Annotated in this window: 25 protein-coding genes; 18 read left to right on the forward strand and 7 right to left on the reverse strand. The window is 41.6% G+C overall.

All coding sequences use genetic code 11. The annotated features are described in order from the left end of the window. Positions 1–243 precede the first annotated feature (243 nt). Together GYO_RS29915 and kinA are read left to right on the forward strand one after the other, a co-directional pair. Complete coding sequence (locus GYO_RS29915) at positions 244–2,358, forward strand: peptidoglycan D,D-transpeptidase FtsI family protein (protein ID WP_014113610.1); 2,115 nt, start codon at positions 244–246, stop codon at positions 2,356–2,358. Between the two features lie 164 nt (positions 2,359–2,522). Further along, on the forward strand, positions 2,523–4,343 hold the full coding sequence (gene kinA, locus GYO_RS29920) for a sporulation histidine kinase KinA (RefSeq protein ID WP_014113611.1): 1,821 nt from the start codon (positions 2,523–2,525) through the stop codon (positions 4,341–4,343). Between the two features lie 9 nt (positions 4,344–4,352). Here the strand turns inward: kinA and GYO_RS29925 are convergent, their stop codons facing one another. Beyond that, positions 4,353–5,534: an aminotransferase A gene (locus GYO_RS29925; protein WP_003218653.1), complete on the reverse strand. Its 1,182-nt coding sequence runs from the start codon at positions 5,532–5,534 to the stop codon at positions 4,353–4,355. 201 nt (positions 5,535–5,735) lie between these two features. After that, the gene (locus GYO_RS29930) at positions 5,736–5,897 is read right to left on the reverse strand and encodes a protein YkzT (protein ID WP_003218655.1); all 162 of its coding nucleotides are present in this window, start codon (positions 5,895–5,897) and stop codon (positions 5,736–5,738) included. A 205-nt stretch (positions 5,898–6,102) separates the two neighbouring features. On the opposite strand from GYO_RS29930, the gene cheV reads away from it, so the two are divergent. Further along, entirely contained in the window at positions 6,103–7,014 is a 912-nt protein-coding gene (gene cheV / locus GYO_RS29935) for a chemotaxis protein CheV (protein WP_014113613.1), read from the forward strand. A 41-nt stretch (positions 7,015–7,055) separates the two neighbouring features. Here the strand turns inward: cheV and GYO_RS29940 are convergent, their stop codons facing one another. The 4 genes from GYO_RS29940 to GYO_RS29955 all read right to left on the reverse strand — a co-directional run bounded on the left by GYO_RS29940 (position 7,056) and on the right by GYO_RS29955 (position 10,425). Beyond that, positions 7,056–7,520 carry a YkyB family protein gene (locus tag GYO_RS29940; protein ID WP_003232406.1) on the reverse strand — a complete coding sequence of 155 codons (465 nt, stop codon included), beginning with the start codon at positions 7,518–7,520 and terminating at the stop codon, positions 7,056–7,058. A gap of 125 nt (positions 7,521–7,645) precedes the next feature. Further along, positions 7,646–8,938 (reverse strand): MFS transporter, encoded by a 1,293-nt coding sequence (locus GYO_RS29945; RefSeq protein WP_014113614.1) that lies wholly within the window; start codon positions 8,936–8,938, stop codon positions 7,646–7,648. A 75-nt stretch (positions 8,939–9,013) separates the two neighbouring features. Beyond that, complete coding sequence (locus GYO_RS29950) at positions 9,014–9,508, reverse strand: L,D-transpeptidase family protein (RefSeq protein ID WP_072182876.1); 495 nt, start codon at positions 9,506–9,508, stop codon at positions 9,014–9,016. 56 nt (positions 9,509–9,564) lie between these two features. After that, positions 9,565–10,425, reverse strand: coding sequence for a metallophosphoesterase (locus GYO_RS29955; RefSeq protein WP_014113616.1), 861 nt, complete (start codon positions 10,423–10,425; stop codon positions 9,565–9,567). Positions 10,426–10,566: 141 nt separating this feature from the next. Here GYO_RS29955 and fadH point away from each other — a divergent pair, with 141 nt between their 5' ends. From fadH to GYO_RS30025, 14 genes are all read left to right on the forward strand, one after another. Next, positions 10,567–11,331: a 2,4-dienoyl-CoA reductase gene (gene fadH / locus GYO_RS29960; RefSeq protein ID WP_014113617.1), complete on the forward strand. Its 765-nt coding sequence runs from the start codon at positions 10,567–10,569 to the stop codon at positions 11,329–11,331. A gap of 63 nt (positions 11,332–11,394) precedes the next feature. Next, positions 11,395–12,618 carry an EAL domain-containing protein gene (locus GYO_RS29965; RefSeq protein WP_014113618.1) on the forward strand — a complete coding sequence of 408 codons (1,224 nt, stop codon included), beginning with the start codon at positions 11,395–11,397 and terminating at the stop codon, positions 12,616–12,618. Between the two features lie 235 nt (positions 12,619–12,853). Further along, positions 12,854–13,177 (forward strand): hypothetical protein, encoded by a 324-nt coding sequence (locus GYO_RS43910; protein WP_162470378.1) that lies wholly within the window; start codon positions 12,854–12,856, stop codon positions 13,175–13,177. Positions 13,178–13,241: 64 nt separating this feature from the next. Further along, positions 13,242–13,481: a YkuJ family protein gene (locus tag GYO_RS29975; protein WP_003218671.1), complete on the forward strand. Its 240-nt coding sequence runs from the start codon at positions 13,242–13,244 to the stop codon at positions 13,479–13,481. Between the two features lie 108 nt (positions 13,482–13,589). After that, the gene (locus GYO_RS29980; RefSeq protein ID WP_003218672.1) at positions 13,590–14,108 is read left to right on the forward strand and encodes a ribonuclease H-like YkuK family protein; all 519 of its coding nucleotides are present in this window, start codon (positions 13,590–13,592) and stop codon (positions 14,106–14,108) included. A gap of 133 nt (positions 14,109–14,241) precedes the next feature. Beyond that, a complete protein-coding gene (abbA, locus tag GYO_RS29985) occupies positions 14,242–14,439 on the forward strand; it encodes an AbrB antirepressor AbbA (protein WP_010886502.1) in 198 nt (65 codons plus the stop codon). A 138-nt stretch (positions 14,440–14,577) separates the two neighbouring features. Further along, positions 14,578–15,021 carry a cyclic-di-AMP-binding protein CbpB gene (gene cbpB / locus GYO_RS29990; RefSeq protein ID WP_003218674.1) on the forward strand — a complete coding sequence of 148 codons (444 nt, stop codon included), beginning with the start codon at positions 14,578–14,580 and terminating at the stop codon, positions 15,019–15,021. Between the two features lie 146 nt (positions 15,022–15,167). Then, complete coding sequence (gene ccpC, locus GYO_RS29995) at positions 15,168–16,049, forward strand: transcriptional regulator CcpC (RefSeq protein ID WP_014113620.1); 882 nt, start codon at positions 15,168–15,170, stop codon at positions 16,047–16,049. A gap of 110 nt (positions 16,050–16,159) precedes the next feature. Next, positions 16,160–16,636, forward strand: a complete 477-nt coding sequence (locus tag GYO_RS30000; RefSeq protein ID WP_014113621.1) for a flavodoxin — start codon at positions 16,160–16,162, stop codon at positions 16,634–16,636. Next, entirely contained in the window at positions 16,626–17,519 is an 894-nt protein-coding gene (locus tag GYO_RS30005; RefSeq protein WP_014113622.1) for a hypothetical protein, read from the forward strand. The genes GYO_RS30000 and GYO_RS30005 overlap by 11 nt, the downstream gene beginning before the upstream one ends. Before the next feature lie 15 nt (positions 17,520–17,534). Further along, positions 17,535–17,990, forward strand: a complete 456-nt coding sequence (locus GYO_RS30010) for a flavodoxin (protein ID WP_014113623.1) — start codon at positions 17,535–17,537, stop codon at positions 17,988–17,990. A 105-nt stretch (positions 17,991–18,095) separates the two neighbouring features. Beyond that, entirely contained in the window at positions 18,096–18,806 is a 711-nt protein-coding gene (dapD, locus tag GYO_RS30015) for a 2,3,4,5-tetrahydropyridine-2,6-dicarboxylate N-acetyltransferase (protein ID WP_003218680.1), read from the forward strand. 69 nt (positions 18,807–18,875) lie between these two features. After that, entirely contained in the window at positions 18,876–20,000 is a 1,125-nt protein-coding gene (locus tag GYO_RS30020; protein WP_014113624.1) for an N-acetyldiaminopimelate deacetylase, read from the forward strand. A 61-nt stretch (positions 20,001–20,061) separates the two neighbouring features. Continuing rightward, positions 20,062–20,307 (forward strand): YkuS family protein, encoded by a 246-nt coding sequence (locus GYO_RS30025; protein ID WP_003218684.1) that lies wholly within the window; start codon positions 20,062–20,064, stop codon positions 20,305–20,307. A gap of 35 nt (positions 20,308–20,342) precedes the next feature. Here GYO_RS30025 and mscT read toward each other — a convergent pair whose 3' ends face one another. After that, on the reverse strand, positions 20,343–21,146 hold the full coding sequence (mscT, locus tag GYO_RS30030; RefSeq protein WP_014113625.1) for a small-conductance mechanosensitive channel protein MscT: 804 nt from the start codon (positions 21,144–21,146) through the stop codon (positions 20,343–20,345). Positions 21,147–21,389: 243 nt separating this feature from the next. On the opposite strand from mscT, the gene ahpA reads away from it, so the two are divergent. Next, positions 21,390–21,932, forward strand: coding sequence for a biofilm-specific peroxidase AhpA (gene ahpA / locus GYO_RS30040; RefSeq protein WP_003245371.1), 543 nt, complete (start codon positions 21,390–21,392; stop codon positions 21,930–21,932). Positions 21,933–21,956 lie beyond the last annotated feature (24 nt).

Below are 21,956 nucleotides of genomic sequence, written 5' to 3' on the forward strand. Positions count from 1 at the left end.
GAGATTGTCATTTTCGTAACCAATATGCGTTAAACCGCTGAAGTGAAGGGAATCAGCTGTATTTCATGATATTATCGTACAGTTACATAGCTTCCTTTTATTTGAATCGTTAGTTATATTTTAATGTGTTTTTATATTGACAGCTTTTTTTATCCTTTTTTGCTGTAACAACTGTTACAAAGGTGTTACAATTAATCTCAGTATATGTAAATATATTGAATGATTTGAGAGGGGTAACCAGAAGTGACTGAAATAGGACGTGAACCAAAGAAAAAAAGCAAAGGAAACAGGGCAATCAGAATGAACCTTTTTTTCCTTGCTGTCTTTGTTCTATTCACTGCATTAATCTTTAAGCTTGGCGTTGTTCAAATTGTTGAAGGTGAACAGCATGAAGAAAACGCTGAGAAAGCAAATGCAAAAACAGCGTACTATCCGGCGCCTCGAGGGAAGATGTACGACAGAAACCAGAAAGTGGCTGTCGATAACCAGAGCGTGCCTGAAATTGTGTATGTTTCAACATCGAGCACAAAAACAGAAGACAAAATCAAAACAGCGAAGCGGCTTGCTGCTTTAATTCATATTGATACCGAATTTTTGAAGGAAAGAGATTTGCGTGATTACTGGCTCGCATCTCATCCGAAAAAAGCCGCCGCTCTGCTCAAGGAATCTGAAAGCAATTTGAAAGGGGCCCAGGCTTACAAGCTTCAAATTGAGCGTGTACCGGATCAAGAATTGAAGGCGATTCAGCAAGATAACGAAGAAATGGAAATCGCTGCGATTTATACAAGGTTTTCAAGCGGAAATGCTTACGAACCTCAAATCGTAAAAGCGATGAATCCAAATGAAAGCAACAGCAATGGAAAAAACGGAACATTGCTTGATGAGAAGAAAAGCTCCACGCAACGACCAAAAAATGATTTAACATATGATGAAATTTCAATTGTTTCTGAGCATTTAGAAGAGCTTCCGGGAATCGACATCGTAAACGATTGGACACGAAAATATCCTTATGACAAAACCCTCTATTCCGTTTTCGGCGGCGTCACGACACCTGATCAAGGCCTGCTGAGCGACCGGAAAGATTTCTACTTAACAAGAGGCTATGCGAATAATGACAGGGTGGGGAAAAGTTATATAGAGTATCAATATGAAGACTATTTAAATTCCCAAAAGGAAAAAGTGCAATACGTAGAAGACAATAAAGGGAATGTCGTCAGCCAAAAAACCATTGATAAAGGCAGCAGGGGATACGATCTTCAGCTTTCTTTTGACATGGAGCTTCAGGCAGAAGTGGAAAAGATCATTGAAGAAGAAGTGAGAAACAGCCGTGCACGCGGAAACTATATGCTTGACAGAGCCTTTGTCGTGATGATGGACCCGAATAACGGCGATATTTTGTCCATGGCAGGAAAAAAGATAGATTTAGAAACAAACAAAATTCAAGATTATGCGATAGGGGCATTTACAACCCAATATGAAATGGGTTCAGCAGTAAAGGGTGCCACAGTGCTTGCCGGTTATCAGGACGGAATTCCGCACTATAAATATTTTCTCGATGCTCCAATGTATTTAGGAACAAATCTCATAAAAAAATCTTATACCAATATGGGAACGATCAATGAATTAACCGCTCTGCAAAAAAGTTCTAACGTATATATGTTTAATGTTGCCATGCATATTGCGGGTGTAACATACAAGCCGCATGGGTCTCTTCCGGCTGATCAGAAGGATTTACTGAAAATGAGAAACTATTACAGCCAGTTTGGCCTAGGGGTAAAGACAGGTATTGACCTGCCTCAGGAATCAGCTGGTATGCAAACCACACCTGAAACTGTAGGGGGATTAATTTTAGACTTGGCAATCGGTCAATACGATACATACACACCGCTTCAAATGGCCCAGTACATCTCAGTAATCGCCAATGGAGGCTATCGTGTGCAGCCTAGAATCGTCACAAGTATTCATAAGCCAGGAAAAAAAGACCAGATTGGTAAGGCGATTGAACATAGAAAACCTAAAGTGCTAAATAAGATCAACAATTCAGAGAGTGATTTGAAGCAAGTGCAAACAGGTATGAAATTAGTCACTTCTTCAGGGACAGCTAAAAATACGTTTACAGAAGACGTATCAGGAAAAACGGGAACAGCGGAAACATTTTACTACGGCACGAATCGTAATTGGTGGGGGAAAAGCACATACAACCTTACTTTTGTCGGTTATTACCCGTCGAAAAATCCAAAAGTGGCTTTTAGTGTTGTTGTTCCATCAGTAGATGATGATGATAAGATCAATAAAATTATTGCCAAAAGAGCTATACATGCTTACGCAGAGCTCGAAAAGAAACACAGTAAAAAATAAAAAAACAGGGTGCACAACTGAAAGGTTGTGTGCCCTTTCTTTTATTCAAAAATTGACGTTCACCATAAGAATAGAAGGAGAATACTCATTTTCTAGCGAATCATACTAGGTAAAAGTCAATCTGTATATGTCGAAATACGATGATCATGCAAAGGAGGGATTCTGTGGAACAGGATACGCAGCATGTTAAACCATTTCAAACAAAAACCGATATTCATGCAGTCTTGGCCTCTAATGGACGCATCATTTATATATCTGCCAACTCTAAACTGCATTTAGGCTATCTCCAAGGAGAGATGATCGGATCATTCCTCAAAACGTTTTTGCATGAGGAAGACCAATTTTTAGTTGAAAGCTATTTTTATAATGAACATCATCTGATGCCATGCACCTTTCGTATTATTAAAAAAGATCATACGATTGTGTGGGTGGAGGCTGCGGTAGAAATCGTTACGACAAGAGCTGAGCGGACAGAACGGGAAATCATTCTGAAAATGAAGGTTCTTGAAGAAGAAACAGGCCATCAATCCCTAAACTTCGAAAAACATGAAATTGAGCCTGCAAGCCCGGAATCGACTACATATATAACGGATGATTATGAACGGTTAGTTGAAAATCTTCCGAGTCCGCTATGCATCAGTGTCAAAGGCAAGATCGTCTATGTAAACAGTGCGATGCTTTCAATGCTGGGAGCGAAAAGCAAGGATGCTATTATTGGCAAATGGTCCTATGAATTTATTGAAGAAGAATATCATGATATCGTGAAAAACAGGATTATACGAATGCAAAAAGGAATGGAAGTTGGAATGATTGAACAGACGTGGAAAAGGCTTGATGGCACACCTGTTCATTTAGAAGTGAAAGCGTCCCCGACCGTCTACAAAAAACAGCAGGCTGAGCTGCTGCTGCTGATCGATATCTCTTCAAGGAAAAAATTCCAAACCATCCTGCAAAAAAGCCGTGAACGATATCAGCTGCTGATTCAAAATTCAATCGATACCATTGCGGTGATTCATAATGGAAAATGGGTGTTTATGAATGAGTCGGGAATATCCCTGTTTGAAGCGGCTACCTATGAAGATTTAATTGGCAAAAACATATTTGATCAGCTGCATCCTTGCGATCATGAGGATGTAAAAGAAAGAATCCAAAACATCGCCGAGCAAAAAACACAATCAGAAATTGTCAAGCAATCATGGTTCACCTTCCAGAACAGGGTCATCTATACGGAGATGGTCTGCATTCCGACGACCTTTTTTGGAGAAGCGGCTGTCCAAGTCATTCTTCGGGACATTTCTGAGAGAAAACAAACAGAAGAATTGATGCTGAAATCGGAAAAATTATCAATAGCAGGGCAGCTCGCGGCGGGAATCGCCCATGAAATCCGCAACCCGCTGACGGCGATCAAAGGATTTTTGCAGCTGATGAAACCGACGATGGAAGGAAATGAACATTACTTTGATATTGTCTTTTCTGAACTCAGCCGTATCGAACTAATACTCAGTGAACTGCTTATGCTGGCGAAACCCCAGCAAAATGCCGTTAAAGAATATTTGAACTTGAAAAAATTAATTGGTGAGGTCTCGGCCCTGTTAGAAACACAGGCAAATTTAAATGGTATTTTTATCAGAACAAGCTATGAAAATGACAGCATTTATATAAACGGGGATCAAAACCAATTAAAGCAGGTATTCATTAATTTAATTAAAAATGCAGTTGAATCAATGCCTGACGGGGGAACAGTAGACATTATCATAACTGAGGATGAGCATTCTGTTCATGTCACTGTCAAAGATGAAGGGGAAGGCATACCTGAAAAGGTGCTGAACCGGATTGGAGAACCATTTTTAACGACAAAAGAAAAAGGCACGGGGCTTGGACTGATGGTGACATTTAATATTATCGAAAATCATCAGGGAGTCATCCACGTTGACAGCCAGCCGGAAAAAGGCACAGCATTTAAAATTTCATTTCCGAAAAAATAAAACAACGGCTTAAACGCCGTTGTTTATCGTCTGCATTGATTCCCGTTTTTTTAATACAAATAATTCTAAGCGGTCCAGGCCTTCTCTTAGCGTATCCAGCGAGTATGCGAAAGACAGCCTCACATATCCCTCACCATACTTTGAGAATGAGCTGCCCGGCACGAGTGCCACACCTGAATCTTCCAAAAGAGCCATACTAAAATCAAAAGAAGACATTCCAAATGATTTAATAGATGGGAAGATATAAAACGCGCCAGACGGTTTCACGACGTCAAGTCCCATGGAAACAAGACGGTCATACACATAGTCCAGACGTTTTTTGTATTGTTCCCTCATAATTAGGGCGTCGTCAAAGCCGTTTGTCACAGCTTCAAGGGCGGCTTTTTGAGAAATGGATGACGCACACGACACATTGTATTGATGAACCTTTAAAATGTGCTTTGCTATGTCTTTCGGTGCGAATAAAAATCCAATTCTCCAACCGGTCATGCTGTGTGATTTTGACAAGCCGTTAATGACAATTGTTTGATCTCGCAAATGGGTTGCGATGGAGTAATGGGGTCTGTCATATGTTAATTCACTGTATATTTCATCAGACAATACGAAGACATTTCTGCCTTTTAAAAGGGCAGCGATGCTTTTCAGTTCTTCTTCAGATAAAGTCACGCCAGTAGGATTTGACGGATAAGGAAGCACGACACACTTAGTGTTAGGAGTCAGAGCATCTTCAATCAGCCGGGCAGTAAGCTTAAAGCCATGTGACGTAGTATCAACAATGACAGGCTTGGCGCCGCACAAATTGATAATAGGTTCATAGCCTGGATAAATCGGGCCTGGCATAATCACCTCATCACCGGGAGATAAAATCGTCCGGAATGCAGCATCAATGGCTTGGCTTGCACCTGTTGTGATGATGATTTCAGATTCAGCATCATAGTTAAAATCCGCTTTTTTCTTCATATAAAGCTGCACAGCTTGTCTCAGCTCCAGGTAGCCGGCGTTCGGAGTATATGACGTCACGTTTTCATCAATGGCTTTTTTTGCGGCAGCTTTCACGTGATGCGGCGTGAAAAAGTCAGGCTGGCCGATTGTAAGTGAAATTACGTCTTCGTGTTGAGCTACAAGATTTGAGAATTTGCGTATTCCTGAAATTTCAATCTCTCTTGCTTTCGGATTCAGCAAATGTTCCATAATTCATCACCTTAACAAATATAATGAGTTTATCCTATTTTACCACTAGCTGATCATTTGTCACCTTTTTAGCCGATATATTTCGATTGTATGCGCCTTTTTTCTAAACATACCTTTCTTTTCAGAAAAAAAGAAGACAACCAGCGATTTGATTGTCTTTATTGTATCATGTTCTATTATTGTTTATATGTGCCAATTTCATTAATAACCATAATCAAAATGAAGGTCTTCGTGCCAAATCATATACGATGGATGCTCTTCTTGAAGGTCAGCTGATTCTTTCTTCATATGCAGGTAAGTCTCTTCACTGATATCTTCTAAAACAGTCATTTCATTTTCTTTAAATATTACTAAGGTACCCATTATTTACACCCTTCTTTGGAAAAATCCTTGACTATTTTATCACTGTTAGTTGGAAAGTCAATGGTTATTAGGAAAAAAGTTTCTTTTTTAAAGAACCGCGGCTTGACGCTCCCAGAATCGATTTTGAAGAGCCATGCCATTCACTTTTTACAATTTACGCCGATATATACAGTACAATACTGAATGCGAATAGCGAGGGATTGAAGTGTCGTTACAACAATACGAAATTTTATTGGATTCTGGTACAAATGAATTAGAAATTGTGAAGTATGGCGTAGGCGATAATGCTTTCGGAATTAACGTCATGAAGGTAAGGGAAATTATTCAGCCAGTCGAGGTGACATCAGTGCCTCACTCCCATCAGCATGTAGAAGGAATGATTAAGCTCAGAGGAGAAATTCTCCCTGTGATCAGCCTCTTCTCATTTTTTGGAGTTGAGCCTGAGGGATCAAAAGACGAGAAATATATCGTGACTGAATTTAATAAACGGAAAATTGTTTTCCATGTCGGCTCTGTTTCTCAAATTCACAGAGTATCCTGGGAAGCAATTGAAAAGCCCACATCATTAAATCAAGGAATGGAGCGGCACCTTACCGGAATTATTAAGCTCGAAGACCTAATGATCTTTTTGCCTGACTATGAAAAAATTATTTATGACATCGAATCAGACTCAGGTGTGGATACGTACAATATGCATACCGAGGGCTTCGATGAAAGAAGAGCTGATAAAAAGCTTATCATTGTAGAGGACTCACCGCTCTTGATGCGCCTCTTGCAGGATGAGCTAAAAGAAGCAGGGTACAACAATGTTTCTTCGTTTGAAAACGGAAAAGAGGCATATGACTACATTATGAACCTTGCTGAAAATGAAACTGATTTATCAGAACAGATTGATATGATTATCACTGACATTGAAATGCCAAAAATGGACGGACACAGGCTCACAAAGCTGCTGAAGGAAAACCCGAAAAGCTCAGACGTACCGGTTATGATTTTCTCATCGTTAATTACAGATGATTTGCGTCACCGCGGAGAAGTCGTTGGCGCAGATGAGCAAATCAGCAAGCCTGAGATCAGTGACTTGATTAAAAAAGTGGATACGTATGTCATCGAATAAATAAAAACAGCCGATGCCTGAGTGGCACGGCTGTTTTTATTTTAAAAGTAACTCTCGCCAAGCTTTTTAAAAACAGGTTTATGATAAGCTGGCTGCTGGCGATTTGGCACAAGCGGTTTTTCTTTCATGCCGACATATTCTTGCAACAGGTGTTTCGCTTTTGTTAAAGACATTTGAGCTTTAGGATTTCGGTACGATTGATTAAGTGTACCTAAATGCGGAAGATGTTCGAAGTCTTCTTTAGTTGGAGGCATGTGAAAATAGTAGTCTCCGATTGAAATAAGCACGTCCGATTGCTGTTGGCTAAACCTTGGGTTTTTTGAAAAATGAAGCCCTATTTTCTTTCCTTTACCTTCTTTGACAAGCTTTTGCAAAGCCCGTTTTTTCAGCAGGTATAGGTATTTAGGGTTGGGGGCGGTTTTTGCATGGCGGTTCACAGTGTAAACTGCTTTTGAAAGATTTTCTACGGTTGGTTGCAGATCTTTCGTATATGCATGGTCGTCCATTATTTCTCTCCTTTGCTCTTATCAAATTCTATATGATTAGATTATACTTTTTTAAAGTTGAAATGCAAATATTGAATGTAAAAATGCGCTTTTTTCTGAGAAAAAAAGCGCATTTTTAACGTATATTATACAGATCTTGCTTTCTTTTTCGGTTGCTCTTGAAATGCTTCCTGAACATTCACTTCCACAGCCTGTGCGCTGTATTTTGGCAGTGCAACAAAATAAAAAATAAAAACAAGCAGGATGATAACGCCCATGCCGTAATAAAGATAATCAATGTTTGAAACGAACTTAGGGAATAACAGCGCAACTAAGCCGAGTGTTAAAGACTGTGCAAACATCATAAAAGGGTCCTGCAAGCCGCTTACACGTCCCATCAGCTTTGGATGAACAATCTTTGGCATCCATCCTCCGATTGCAATGTTGATCGGTCCAATGCACATTCCCAGGGCAAAAGCTGCCGCATAGTACACCCATAAAATATTCGTGTAGCCGAGAACGAAAATCAGCAAGCCTGCAATGAAAATCGGTATCGACATTAAAAAATGCGGCTTCACTTTTTTAGAGATGATCGTGCCGATTACACTTCCCGCCAGCAGCCCAAACCCGAGTGCGATCGTAAATACCGACGTATGCCACTCATAACGGTCAGGCGCCAATCCGTATTTCATTGTAAACATTGGCAATACGGCGAATCCTCCGTTGACAAATCCGAAAATGAAGAAACCGAATATAAGAGATGCCAGCAGTTTGTTTTTAAAAATATAGAGAATACCTTCCCTAAAATCATTTATTGAATCTTTAACAGAAGTTTTTCTCCAGCTGAATGCGCCGTTTGGCTGTCGGGCTTCTTTCGGAATCCGGCAGCTGCGGATCAGCAGCCCGGAAATGATAAAGCTGACAAAATCAAGAATAATGGCGCCTTCAATACCGATGGTGTTGTACATAACAGCGCCAATTCCGACTCCGAACACCATGAAAATACTAAAAAGCATCTGGTTAAGCCCTGCCGCTTTCGCATAATGCTCCTTCGGCAGGATGGCTTGTACCAAACTGTTTTCTGCCGGAAAGAAAAACTTCGTTACAGCGCTTCTGACAAATAAAATACAGAAAACAAGAGGAATATTGCCGGTAAATAAAGTGAAAAAAAGAACGACAGTCAGGCCGGCTCTGATCCAATCACAGTTTTCCGCTACCTTTTTTCTGTCAAACCGGTCCGCGACAACTCCTACGATCAAAAATACAAATACGGTCGGGAGAGAATACATCAGCTCCGCCAAGGTCGTATATGAAGGCTGGCTGCTGAAGCGGTCCAGCAAGAAAAAAGCAAAGGCCATGTTGCCTACTGTCGTGCCCATTTGAGAAGCGAGTGCTGCGAAAAATAGGCGAACAAAATTACGATTTTTAAATATATCCATAAAAACGCTCCTTACCCTAAAGGTCCCACTTTATCATATTATAAACCGCCTGTTTTTGAAACAAATAAGAAAACATTACCGGTTAATAGTGACTCTTGTTCCGTTTGGCACAATTGAAGCGAGTTCGATTACGTCTTTGTTATGCATGCGAATGCAGCCTTTAGAAACAGCCTTACCAATCGAAGAGGGATTATTCGTCCCGTGTATTCCGTAGTGCTGCTTTGAAAGGCTCAGCCAATAAGCGCCAAATGGGCCGCCGGGATTGCGCTGGCGGTTAATAATATAAAACTCGCCAGTGGGCGTTTGCGTCAGTATTTTACCAACGGCGATGGGGTAGGTTTTCATTACCCGATTGTTTTGGAACAGCGTAAGGGTCTTCGCTCCGATTGAGACTGCGATATGATACGGAATCGTATTAGGGTCCGGCAGGCCGGGTATGACTATGGACTGTCCTGCTGTGAGCCCTGCCTGCAGTGACGGATTAGCCTGGAGTAACGCAGCGGTGCTGATTCTGAAATCAGCCGCGATGCTGTTCAGTGTATCACCTTGCTTCACCTGGTACGTAAGCAGTTTCCTCATCCTCCTTTTTTACTTATAAGTATTGATAAGGAGCCCATCCTGCTACATTAATTTGTGCTTTTTAAGGTAAAGACAGTGATTTCAGGCTTGGCTAGAAACCGCAAAGGCAGTCTGGTCATCCCGAGGCCGCGGTTTACATAAATATGAGTGCTGCCTGTTTGATACATTCCTTCTATGTAGACTTTTCCATATGGAGGCGTAATGATCGGTCCGTAAAAAGGCAGCTGAATCTGGCCGCCGTGTGTATGGCCGGAAAGCTGAAGATTCACCGGATATCCTGTTGTTTTTAAGGCTGCATCAGGTTCATGGACGAGCAGAATGGAAAAAAGTCTGTCGCTTAGCCTTGATAGGATGCCTTCATAATCTGGGTTTCCGAGCATTAAGTCATCAAGCGATGCAATCTCGATTTCACTGCCATCTGCAAGCGACAATGTTTGATAACCATTGCGGTATACCGTAAAACCGCCAGCCGTCATCAGGCTTTTGTAAACAGCAGTTCCATAGCCTCCGTGATCATGATTGCCGTAAATACAAAGCTTGCCGAAGGGAGCATGTAGTTTTCTCAATAATGGAATGACTGCCTGGTGTTGCTGGTACGTATTAGGATTATCGATGATATCCCCTGTAAAAACTATGAGATCAGGTTTAGATTCATTAATTGATAGGATGACAGTTTTTAAATCTTCAAGAGTAAAATAATCACTCAAGTGTGTATCACTGAACTGCACGATTTTAAAACCGTCAAATCCGTGCGGGATGAGAGAGCTTTTTATTGTGTGTTCGGTTGTCTCGATCATATGCGGCTCCAGATATCTGGCATAGCCGTATCCTCCGCCAGCTGTTAAAGCCCCGGCAGCAAGAGTGCCGAACATTCCTTTCAGAAATTGCCTTCTGGACATCTTTTTCATTTCAAACCAACCTTTAATAGAGTTTTTCTATTATAGCATCTGTATCTTGAAAAAATCTCATATCAGCATGTACTGACAGAGCAGGCATATAATGATAGAATAATATTGAATGAACACTCATTCATAACGGGAGGGAGAAACATGGAAAAAAAAGCGGTTATTATTACCGGCGGGTCAAGCGGCATGGGAAAAGCAATGGCAAAAAAACAGGCTGAATTAGGCTGGCACGTCATGGTGACAGGACGGAACCAGGAAGCACTTGAGGAAACGAAAAGAGAAATTGAGACCTTTGAGGGGCAGGTCACTTGTTTTCAAATGGATGTCCGCTCTGATTCCGCTGCTTCAGACATGATTACAGAAGGGATAAGAGCCTTTGGCCGGCTTGATGCGCTGATCAATAATGCGGCCGGAAATTTTATTTGCCCGGCAGAAAAGCTGACGCCCAATGGATGGAAAGCCGTTATTGAGATTGTTTTAAACGGCACATTTTTTTGCAGCCAAGCTGCGGCAAGGTATTGGATCGAGCAGCAGAAGAAGGGCGTCATTTTAAATATGGCCGCCACATACGCTTGGGGAGCGGGAGCGGGGGTCGTTCATTCCGCTGCAGCCAAAGCAGGGGTATTGTCACTGACAAGAACCTTGGCCGTGGAGTGGGGGAGCCAATACGGAATCCGCACAAACGCGATTGCACCCGGTCCGATTGAACGAACAGGCGGTGCGGAGAAGCTATTTGAATCAGAAAAAGCGATGGCTCGCACGCTAAACAGTGTGCCGCTCGGCCGGCTCGGCACGCCGGAGGAAATCGCCGCCTTGGCAGCGTTTATGCTTTCTGATGAAGCTTCCTATATGAATGGAGAATGTGTCACTCTGGATGGGGGGCAATGGCTGAATCCTTATCCGTTTTAAAGCATATTAAACTTTGGATTCAATGTGGTATAATCAGACAAAGATAGAGAAGCAGGTGATAACATGTTGGATCCACTTGATATTTTAACGAACATTGATGATGTCCTCCCATATTACCAGGCGATTTTCAGTGCCGAGGAGCAGAAAATCGTCGGGTATGAGGTGCTGGGGCGTATAATGGCAGATTCGGAAATTCAAAGTCTCGGACCCTTCTTTTTAGATGGGGGAATACCCGAAGAATATAAATTAGAGGTGGATAACAGAATTATCCGCCAGGCTCTAGACCGTTTTTTAGAGGCCGATTCTGATCTGCTGATTTTTATGAATCAGGATGCCAATCTGCTGATGCTTGATCACGGCGAAAGCTTTCTGGAGCTTCTGAAAGAATATGAAGCGAAAGGAATTAAACTTCATCGTTTCGTGCTTGAAATTACGGAGCACAATTTTGAAGGGGATATTGAGCAGCTTTACCATATGCTTGCCTACTATCGTACATACGGAATTAAAATTGCAGTTGATAATATCGGAAAAGAAAGCAGCAACCTGGACAGAATTGCATTACTTTCGCCAGATCTGTTAAAAATCGATTTGCAGGCGCTGAAAGTATCACAGCCGTCACCGTCATATGAGCATGTGCTATATAGCATATCTTTACTAGCGAGAAAAATCGGTGCTGCGCTGCTGTATGAAGACATTGAGGCGAACTTCCAGCTTCAGTACGCTTGGAGAAACGGAGGCCGCTATTTTCAGGGCTATTACTTGTTGTCTCCGTCTGAAACGTTTCTAGAGAGAGATGTATTGAAACAAAGACTTAAAACTGAATTTCACCAATTTATCACACATGAGAAAAAGAAGCTTGAAACCGTCTATGAACACTCTGAACAGTTTTACAGACGGGTTCATCAAGCGGTGACATCTTTGAGAAAAAACAACCTGTCTTCTGATGATGACTTTATTAAAAAGCTGGCGGAAGAGCTGACCGATTGCAGCTTTAGAATTTACATGTGTGATGGAGAAGGCGATCAGCTGACGGGAAATGTGTTTAAACAAGATGGAGAATGGATTTACCAGCCGGAATACGCGGAAAAGAATTGGAGCTGGCGTCCTTATTTCCTGGAGAACATTATGAGAATGAGAAATCTCAGAAAAGGGTTTTTCAGTGATCTGTACAGTGATTTGGAAACAGGTGAAATGATCAGAACGTTTTCGTATCCGATGGATGATCAGATGTATTTATTTATAGACTTGCCCTATTCTTATTTATATGAGCAGGATGGATTGATTTAAGCGGCTGAAAGGCCGTTTTTTTTTATGAATTGAAAAAAATATCAAAAAACGATTGACATTGATACTGAGAATCATTATCATTTAATTATAGAGAGAAGCTACTCTCTGTTCCCCAACCCCTCTATCAGATCAAGATCCGAAAAAGCTTGGCGCTACCCCCGCCAAGTTTTTTTATTTGCCAAAGCATAAGACAATCAATAAAACAATAAACCTAACTAGGGGAAAACGTTGAACAATGGGAGGAACAAAATGTTCTTTCAGCGCCCGAACACCCGTACCAATGCTGCACGGCTGTGCAAGAGATATTAGACGGCAAATGCGGCGAGATGTTCACTCTGAATCATTACATATTGCAAAATTTCAAAAGAAGATTTTGATGAAATTGCAAAAAAAAAGCTTTCCTGACTCTGCGGGCATACCAAAAAAAATCATAATTGTGTGCATGACATTCAAAAAAAGCCTCAAACTAATAAAAAATAGTTTTTTCACTTTTTTTCTTTTCTTAAATTCAGCAGTGAAAATGCCATCCTGTCCGACTTTATGGTATGATGCTCAATAGAACTTGTATTATAATAAATACTTGTTGATTTGAAGTTGCTTTTTGAAAGGAGTCTTTTTTTAGAATGTCACAATTAATGGGTATCATCACACGGCTGCAAAGTCTGCAAGAAACAGCGGAAGCGGCTAACGAGCCAATGCAGCGTTATTTCGAAGTAAATGGTGAGAAAATATGCAGTGTTAAATATTTCGAAAAAAATCAAACGTTTGAATTGACGGTTTTCCAAAAAGGTGAAAAACCTAACACATATCCGTTTGATAATATCGACATGGTTTCCATCGAAATCTTTGAACTTCTTCAGTAAGATTCCTGAAATAGTGGGAACAAGCTTCCGCTTTTGCAAAAGTAATCGAAATAAACGGTAAGGAACATACTTGTTTCATGGTTGTAAATTTTGAAAAGGAGTGTCGCTATGGCTGATTCTTTTCTGTTTTATAATCTTTCAGAAGCACAGATGACCTTTCAAGATGTGATGGAACGGCTTAAAGCCTTTGTTCGAAAGGACCCCCGTTCTTCTTATGTGTTATCGATCGGAACCGATTCACAAGTGTACCGCGATTACACAAAGTTTATTACCGCATTGCATTTGCATCGTACAGGCAAGGGAGCTTGGGGCTGCTTGAAAAATCATACAGTCGACAGACCCATACATAGCCTTCGGGAGAAGATTTCGTTAGAAACGGCGTACAGCCAAGAAACGGCCGCTCATATTCTTGATGGGCACTTAATGGATATTACCGATCTGCTCCTGCCCTTTACCGGTGAGGGGGCGGATCTTACCTTTGAGGTTCACTTGGATATTGGGAAAAAAGGGCTTACAAAAGAACTAATTCAAGAAATGACAGGACGTATCACTTCCATGGGGATTGAGGCAAAAATAAAACCGGATTCATACACTGCCTTCAGCTATGCAAATCGTTTCACAAAATAATTCCGGCTGAAAAGCCAAGGGAAATGTCGAATTATGCGGTTGACGTTTGTTTTCTGATTACTTATTCTAGCGGTAGAGCTGAAAGTAAGTTGTCTTGCTTTCAGAGGTATTCAGTATAAAACAGGGGGCCTGATTGCGAATGAGTCTTATCGGTGAACGATTTACAGAAGAAGAACAAAAACTTCTGCTGAATATCCTGATCAACCATGAGTATGCCATCGAGCTATTAAGCAGTGAGATCAACGATATAGAGACAGGAACCAAAAACGTTGACGGAACCACCTACAAAAAACTTGTAACGCTATACGACCGATTTCGATTTGAAAATTAATGGAGCACCCTATAATTGATACTCGCTCAAAGAGTATCTTTTTTATTGAAACGAAACTTTTCGACAAATACTGATAAAGTTTATATTATTGTAATATAGGGAATGTATTGTTGAGGAAAATGAAAAGGGGTCGAAAACATGATAAGCTTACAATCAGACCAGCTTCTTGAGGCAACAGTCGGACAATTTATGATTGAGGCGGACAAAGTAGCGCACGTTCAAGTCGGCAACAACCTTGAGCACGCATTATTAGTGCTGACAAAAACCGGATACACAGCCATCCCGGTTCTTGATCCTTCCTATCGTTTACATGGTTTAATCGGTACAAATATGATCATGAACAGCATTTTTGGGCTTGAGCGAATCGAGTTTGAAAAGCTTGACCAGATTACTGTCGAGGAAGTCATGCTGACTGATATTCCGCGCCTCCATATAAATGATCCGATTATGAAGGGGTTCGGCATGGTCATTAATAACGGATTTGTTTGTGTTGAAAATGATGAGCAGGTGTTTGAAGGAATTTTTACGAGAAGAGTGGTTTTAAAGGAATTGAATAAGCATATACGCTCATTGAACAAGTAGGCTTCACGGCCTATTTTTATTATATCCCCAGATCAAGAAAGAAAGCGCATACATAATTTAAACCAGAATAGGGCTTGAATCAGAAACAAAGATTTGATTAGAATGGGAGATAAGAAAAACTTATTGATCATGAAAAGGAGGACGACATGCAGCTTCAAGAGCTTCATATGCTCGTAGTTTTAGCTGAGGAGTTAAATATGAGAAAGGCGGCGGAGCGGCTTTTTGTATCTCAGCCGGCTTTATCTCAGCGCTTACAAACAATTGAAAAGGCGTGGGGCACAAAAATCTTTTTAAGATCCCAAAAAGGGTTAACGGTAACGCCGGCCGGTGAGAAAATCATTCAGTTTGCGAATGATGTGACGTTAGAGCAGGAAAGAATAAGAGAAAATATTGATGAACTTGAAGGTGAAATTCACGGCACACTGAAGCTTGCCGTCGCCTCCATAATCGGCCAGCATTGGCTTCCTAAAGTCTTAAAGACGTATGTGGAAAAGTATCCGAATGCAAAGGTCTCACTCATTACGGGCTGGAGCAGCGAAATGCTGAAAAGCTTATACGAGGATCAGGTTCATATTGGCATTATTAGGGGCAACCCAGAGTGGAAGGGCCGTAAAGATTACTTAATGACAGATCACCTGTATTTAGTGGACACTGAAATTTCCTGCATCGAAGATATTGCCCATACAGAACGGCCGTTTATCCAATTTAAAAGCGACAGCACTTATTTTCAGGAAATTCAGCACTGGTGGCATCAAAAATTTAAAACGTCGCCAAAACAGACGATATTGGTTGATCAGATTGAAACGTGCAAACAGATGGCGCTGCACGGAATCGGTTATGCCATTTTGCCGTCTGTTACCCTTCAAAACGAAGATAAAGTCAATAAAATGCCTCTGTTAGACATGAAAGAGCATCCGATCGGACGGGATACATGGCTATTAGGCTATGAACCTGCCTTTGAGCTGAAGCAAGTTCAAGCTTTTGTTCAAGTGATAAAGGATATGCTGGATCAAGAAAATCCATTTTAAAGACAGCGATGTGCTGTCTTTTTTTATTTACACATTGACAATGAAAATCATTATCAGTTAAAGTGATACATATGATATTGAAAATCATTATCAATTGATGAGGTGATAACATGGCTAAAGCCTTGATTACATATGCCAGCATGTCAGGAAATACAGAAGACATTGCCGTAATTATAAAAGAAACGCTTCAGGAATATGAGTTGGATATCGATTGTGTCGAGATAGATGATGCGGATGTGTCTGCTTTGACATCCTATGATTATGTGCTGATTGGCACCTATACATGGGGCGACGGCGATTTGCCTTACGAAGCGGAAGATTTTTTTGAAGAGGTCAAACAGCTTCAGCTTAATGGCTTAAAAACAGCCTGCTTCGGATCTGGAGATTATTCTTATCCGAAGTTTTGTGAAGCGGTCAATTTGTTCAGTGTCATGTTGCAAGAGGCGGGGGCTGCCGTTTACCAGGAAACATTGAAAATCGAACTAGCGCCTGAAACAGATGAAGATGTGGAAAGCTGCCGAGCGTTTGCGAGAGATTTTCTTGCATGGGCAGATTATATGAACAAGGAAAAAATCCATGTTTCATAAAGGAGCGACTGCTGTCACGGCATCGGCATTTCCTGGTTATTTTGTGGCGGTACAAAGAGAAGGCATTTTTCATTATTCTTTGGAGCAGGGCTGGAGAAAGCTTTTTCGTTTGAAAAGCAAAATTCATTGCATCAGTTACATAGGGTCTTACTTATTTGGCGTCGGTGAAAAGGGGACGGTCATTCGCTCGTCTGACGAAGGGAAAACCTGGACGATGTCGAGCTTTCCGACAAATGCAACAGTGTGGGCGATTACCGGCCGAAATGATGGATTTGTCTGTGCCCATGGCAAGCATTGCATTTATGTATCGGATGATTTTGGTGTTTCATGGCGCGTAGCCAAACCTTTTGCGGAATTTGATAACCCCCCTGTAATCCGTTCGTTGTGCCTGCACGGCGGCAGTCTTTTCATCGGCACGCAAATACACGAATATTTTGGGGGCATTTGGGCTTACGATTTTAAACGTGATACTGTCCAAATGGTAAAGAAAGAAGAAAACCGGATGACGGCATCCATGCTTGTGTTCAATGAAAATTGGTTAGTGGCGGCGACGGGGTCTGTGAAAGGAAAGCACGGTGCTGTCACTGTACGGAATATTTTGACTGATGAAGAATTCACCATACAATCCAGCATGATCAGAAAAGAAGAATCATTTCTTGATATTTCAGAGGATGATGGAATTATATATGTCACAACGACGCAAGATGAAAATGGTTATTCGAGAATTTACCAGGCTGATCTCGAAGCCCGAGCGTTAAAATGGTTCGATACCATTAAGGGGCATGGGTGGAGAGTGGCTAATCAGAAAGAGAATTTCTTTTGTGCAGGCTTGTATGAATGTAAATTTGTCCAGCCGTACGAAGTTTCAGCAATGATTCATTAGAGGAGGAATAAGGAATTGGGGAAGATTTTGCTCGTTTATGCAACAATGTCAGGCAACACTGAAGCGATGGCAGATTTGATTGAGAAGGGGCTTCAGGAGGCGGAAGTGGAAGCGGACCGTTTTGAAGCGATAGATATTGATAATGCACAGTTGTTTAACGATTATGATCATATTATTATGGGAACCTATACGTGGGGAGACGGAGATCTGCCTGATGAATTTTTAGACCTTGCTGAAGATATGGATGAGATTGATTTTTCCGGCAAAACATGCGCCGTATTCGGGTCCGGTGATACAGCATATGAATTTTTCTGTGGAGCAGTTGATACGCTCGAAGCAAAAATAAAAGAACGCGGAGGCGAAATTGTGCTGCCTTCGGTAAAAATCGAAAATAATCCAGAAGGTGAAGAAGAGGAAGAATTAATGGAGTTCGGGAGACAATTCGCAAAGAAAAGCGGAATCGCTGTCTGACTCACCCACTGGGAACTGCTAAAGCCGCTGTTCCTTTTTTTCTTGTCTTTGTATCTTTCCTTTGATACAGTAATGAGGTAGAAAATCAGGAGGAGGACTATACATATGAAAATGATGGACGCAAATGAAATTATTTCATTTATTCAAAATAGTACAAAATCTACACCGGTAAAGGTTTACGTGAAAGGTGAGCTGGAAGGAATCAATTTCGGCGAATCTGCGAAAGCTTTTATCAACGGAAACACTGGTGTCGTTTTCGGTGAATGGAGCGAAATCCAAACAGCAATTGAAGAAAATCAAAGCAAAATCGAAGACTATGTGGTTGAAAATGACCGCCGCAATTCTGCGATTCCAATGCTTGATCTTAAAAATATCAAAGCGCGTATCGAGCCGGGCGCGATCATCCGCGACCAAGTTGAAATCGGTGATAACGCAGTCATCATGATGGGTGCTTCTATCAATATCGGTTCAGTTATCGGCGAAGGCACAATGATCGATATGAACGTTGTCTTGGGTGGACGAGCTACTGTTGGTAAAAACTGCCATATTGGAGCGGGTTCTGTACTTGCGGGCGTTATTGAGCCGCCATCCGCTAAACCGGTTGTCATTGAAGACGACGTTGTGATCGGCGCAAATGCTGTTGTGCTTGAAGGCGTAACAGTAGGTAAAGGAGCGGTTGTTGCTGCGGGCGCGATCGTGGTAAACGATGTTGAGCCATACACTGTCGTTGCAGGAACACCTGCTAAAAAAATCAAAGACATTGATGAGAAAACAAAAGGCAAAACTGAAATCAAGCAGGAATTACGCCAGCTGTAAGGAATGGTTTGATAAAAAAGGCGTGGATAATATATCCACGCCTTATTCGTATAGGCAGGAGGAATGAAAATGAAGAAAGAGGAGCTCATCGCAATCCGCAGAGATCTGCACCGTATACCGGAGCTTGGATTTCAGGAGTTCAAAACCCAGCAATATTTATTAAATGTTTTGGAACAATATCCGCAAGACAGGATTGAAATTGAGAAATGGCGAACAGGGCTTTTTGTAAAGATCAACGGAACGGCGCCGGAAAAAATGCTGGCGTACAGAGCGGATATCGACGCGCTTTCCATTGAAGAGCAAACCGGTCTTCCGTTCGCATCAGAGCATCACGGTAACATGCACGCCTGCGGACACGATTTACATATGACGATTGCACTCGGCATTATTGACCATTTTGTTCACCATCCGGTCAATCATGATTTGCTCTTTCTGTTTCAACCGGCAGAGGAAGGACCTGGCGGTGCGGAACCAATGCTTGAGAGCGACGTTTTAAAAAAGTGGAAGCCTGATTTCATCACTGCGCTGCATATTGCTCCAGAGCTGCCAGTAGGCACTATCGCGACAAAAAGCGGCCTTCTTTTTGCGAATACATCAGAGCTTGTCATCGATCTGGAAGGCAAAGGGGGACATGCAGCCTATCCGCATTTGGCCGAGGACATGGTTGTAGCCGCAAGCACACTTGTCACCCAGCTGCAAACGATCATCTCTAGAAACACAGATCCGCTGGACAGTGCCGTTATTACAGTTGGTACCATTACCGGCGGCTCAGCACAAAATATCATTGCGGAAACGGCCCACTTGGAAGGCACGATCCGCACGCTTTCTGAAGAATCAATGAAGAAGGTAAAGGAGCGGATTGAAGATATAGTGAAAGGAATCGAAATCGGGTTCCGCTGCAAAGGGAAAGTGACATACCCGTCAGTGTATCACCAAGTTTACAATACGAACGGACTGACAGAAGAATTTATGTCTTTTGTTGCTGAACATCAACTGGCAACAGTAATCGAAGCAAAAGAAGCAATGACTGGAGAGGATTTTGGCTACATGCTGAAAAAATATCCCGGCTTCATGTTCTGGCTCGGTGCTGACTCTGAACATGGGCTTCATCACGCAAAGCTGAATCCCGATGAAAATGCGATAGAGACAGCGGTTAACGTCATGACAGGTTATTTTTCTGTTTATGCCAATTAAGTATAAATGAAAGAATAAAATTCCATAAAATGAGCACTCTAGTAAACGGAGGTGTTCAATAATGGCTAAAAAAATTGGAATTGAGCAATCGTTATCAGATGTAGAAGCTGCATTAAAAGAAAAAGGATATGACGTTGTAATGATGAAAAGCCCTGACGATGCAAAAGGCTGTGACTGCTGTGTCGTAACAGGTCTTGATAATAATGTGCAAGGAATAGCCGATACGGTAACACAAGCACCTGTCATTACAGCTTCCGGGATGACTGCTGAAGAAATTTGCAGCGAAGTTGAAAGCAGAATTCAGTAAATAAAAACCGAAGCAAAAAGCTTCGGTTCTTTTATTTATTCTGTTTCTTTAGGAAAAGCACGGTCAAGTGCAGTTTTTATTTCCTTTCTAAGCACTCGCTCAACCCGCCACTGTTCCATATTTTCTGTTTTGGCAATGACTCTGATCACGATTTCAGAAGTTCCCAGTTCTTGAATTCCGATGACATTAGGGCCTTCTTTTATTTGCGGGAGAGCGGCTGCTGTCTCATCACATACTTGCTGTAAAATGTGAATCGTTTCATCAATATTTCTTTCAGCCGGCACTTTAATATCAACCAGAGCCTGCATTGTTCCCCGCGAATGATTGCTCACGTTTGTAATGTTTCTGTTTGGGATATAATGCAGGGTTCCGTCAAAGCTGCGGATTTGAGTGGTTCTTAAGCCAACCTGCTCAACAATCCCGTCAAAGGTGGAAACAGTAATATAATCTCCGACATCCAGTTGTTTTTCAAGCAATATAAAAAAACCTGTCACAATGTCGCTGACAAGTCCTTGGGCGCCAAATCCGACAGCCAGTCCGACGATTCCTGCTCCCGCTAAAAGAGCACTTGGATCGTAATGGAACAAATCAAGAACCATGACAAAGAATATAAAAATTAATATGTAAGCAAATATGTTAAGAGTCAGGCTTCGGAGCGTATGTGCACGTCCGATAGACAAGCTGTGCTGCTCCTCGAATTTTGCAAACAGATGTTTAATGATTTTTATGCCTAAAGATCGAACGATAAAATAGAGCAATACCATAATGACGAGTTTAATGAGCAGAATACCGGCATTTGTAATCAGTCCCGCCCAATCGTATTGTTTAATAAAATACATGTTGGAGCTCCTTTTCTGAATTGATTGCTGCACATTGAGATGAGTTACCCTATACATGAATATGTTAAACTCTTTATTCCAAAATATCGAAACCAAAGACATACAAGATTTGTTAAAAATTGACTCTGAAAATCGGCTCCTATATAATGGGCATTGTGATGTTATTAACGAAATATGGGTAAACATCCTTTACTTTCATGTGAGTCCGGCTTTTAAGCCAAACTATAAATTGGAGGGATACATATGGCAGAACGTATGGTAGGTAAACAGGCTCCTCGTTTTGAAATGGAAGCAGTCCTTGCAAGTAAAGAATTTGGCAAAGTAAGTCTTGAGGAAAACATGAAAAACGACAAATGGACAGTGTTGTTCTTCTATCCAATGGACTTCACTTTTGTTTGTCCGACTGAAATCACAGCAATGTCTGACCGCTATGACGAATTCGAAGATCTTGATGCTGAAGTCATCGGGGTTTCAACTGATACAATCCATACTCATTTGGCGTGGATTAATACAGACCGTAAAGAAAACGGCCTTGGCCAGCTGAAATATCCGCTTGCTGCTGATACAAACCATGAGGTATCCCGTGAATATGGCGTTTTAATCGAAGAAGAAGGTGTGGCCCTGCGTGGATTGTTTATTATCAATCCTGAAGGCGAGCTCCAATATCAAACTGTTTTCCACAACAACATTGGCCGTGACGTTGATGAAACGCTTCGTGTTCTTCAAGCGCTGCAAACTGGCGGACTCTGCCCGGCTAACTGGAAACCAGGCCAAAAAACACTTTAATTCTTTCTAAGGACGAAAAAGGGT

The sequence above is a fragment of the Bacillus spizizenii TU-B-10 genome (genome assembly GCF_000227465.1).
Classification (GTDB): Bacteria; Bacillota; Bacilli; order Bacillales; family Bacillaceae; genus Bacillus; species Bacillus spizizenii.

Excerpts from the sequence above, each read along its gene's own strand:
- GYO_RS29925 (WP_003218653.1), bottom strand. The coding sequence starts at position 5,534 with ATGGAACATTTGCTGAATCCGAAAGCAAGAGAGATTGAAATTTCAGGA.
- GYO_RS29930 (WP_003218655.1), bottom strand. The coding sequence starts at position 5,897 with ATGGGTACCTTAGTAATATTTAAAGAAAATGAAATGACTGTTTTAGAA.
- GYO_RS29940 (WP_003232406.1), bottom strand. The coding sequence starts at position 7,520 with ATGGACGACCATGCATATACGAAAGATCTGCAACCAACCGTAGAAAAT.
- GYO_RS29945 (WP_014113614.1), bottom strand. The coding sequence starts at position 8,938 with ATGGATATATTTAAAAATCGTAATTTTGTTCGCCTATTTTTCGCAGCA.
- GYO_RS29955 (WP_014113616.1), bottom strand. The coding sequence starts at position 10,425 with ATGAAAAAGATGTCCAGAAGGCAATTTCTGAAAGGAATGTTCGGCACT.
- fadH (WP_014113617.1), top strand. The coding sequence starts at position 10,567 with ATGGAAAAAAAAGCGGTTATTATTACCGGCGGGTCAAGCGGCATGGGA.
- GYO_RS29965 (WP_014113618.1), top strand. The coding sequence starts at position 11,395 with ATGTTGGATCCACTTGATATTTTAACGAACATTGATGATGTCCTCCCA.
- GYO_RS43910 (WP_162470378.1), top strand. The coding sequence starts at position 12,854 with ATGGGAGGAACAAAATGTTCTTTCAGCGCCCGAACACCCGTACCAATG.
- GYO_RS29975 (WP_003218671.1), top strand. The coding sequence starts at position 13,242 with ATGTCACAATTAATGGGTATCATCACACGGCTGCAAAGTCTGCAAGAA.
- GYO_RS29980 (WP_003218672.1), top strand. The coding sequence starts at position 13,590 with ATGGCTGATTCTTTTCTGTTTTATAATCTTTCAGAAGCACAGATGACC.
- cbpB (WP_003218674.1), top strand. The coding sequence starts at position 14,578 with ATGATAAGCTTACAATCAGACCAGCTTCTTGAGGCAACAGTCGGACAA.
- ccpC (WP_014113620.1), top strand. The coding sequence starts at position 15,168 with ATGCAGCTTCAAGAGCTTCATATGCTCGTAGTTTTAGCTGAGGAGTTA.
- GYO_RS30000 (WP_014113621.1), top strand. The coding sequence starts at position 16,160 with ATGGCTAAAGCCTTGATTACATATGCCAGCATGTCAGGAAATACAGAA.
- GYO_RS30005 (WP_014113622.1), top strand. The coding sequence starts at position 16,626 with ATGTTTCATAAAGGAGCGACTGCTGTCACGGCATCGGCATTTCCTGGT.
- dapD (WP_003218680.1), top strand. The coding sequence starts at position 18,096 with ATGAAAATGATGGACGCAAATGAAATTATTTCATTTATTCAAAATAGT.
- GYO_RS30020 (WP_014113624.1), top strand. The coding sequence starts at position 18,876 with ATGAAGAAAGAGGAGCTCATCGCAATCCGCAGAGATCTGCACCGTATA.
- GYO_RS30025 (WP_003218684.1), top strand. The coding sequence starts at position 20,062 with ATGGCTAAAAAAATTGGAATTGAGCAATCGTTATCAGATGTAGAAGCT.
- mscT (WP_014113625.1), bottom strand. The coding sequence starts at position 21,146 with ATGTATTTTATTAAACAATACGATTGGGCGGGACTGATTACAAATGCC.
- ahpA (WP_003245371.1), top strand. The coding sequence starts at position 21,390 with ATGGCAGAACGTATGGTAGGTAAACAGGCTCCTCGTTTTGAAATGGAA.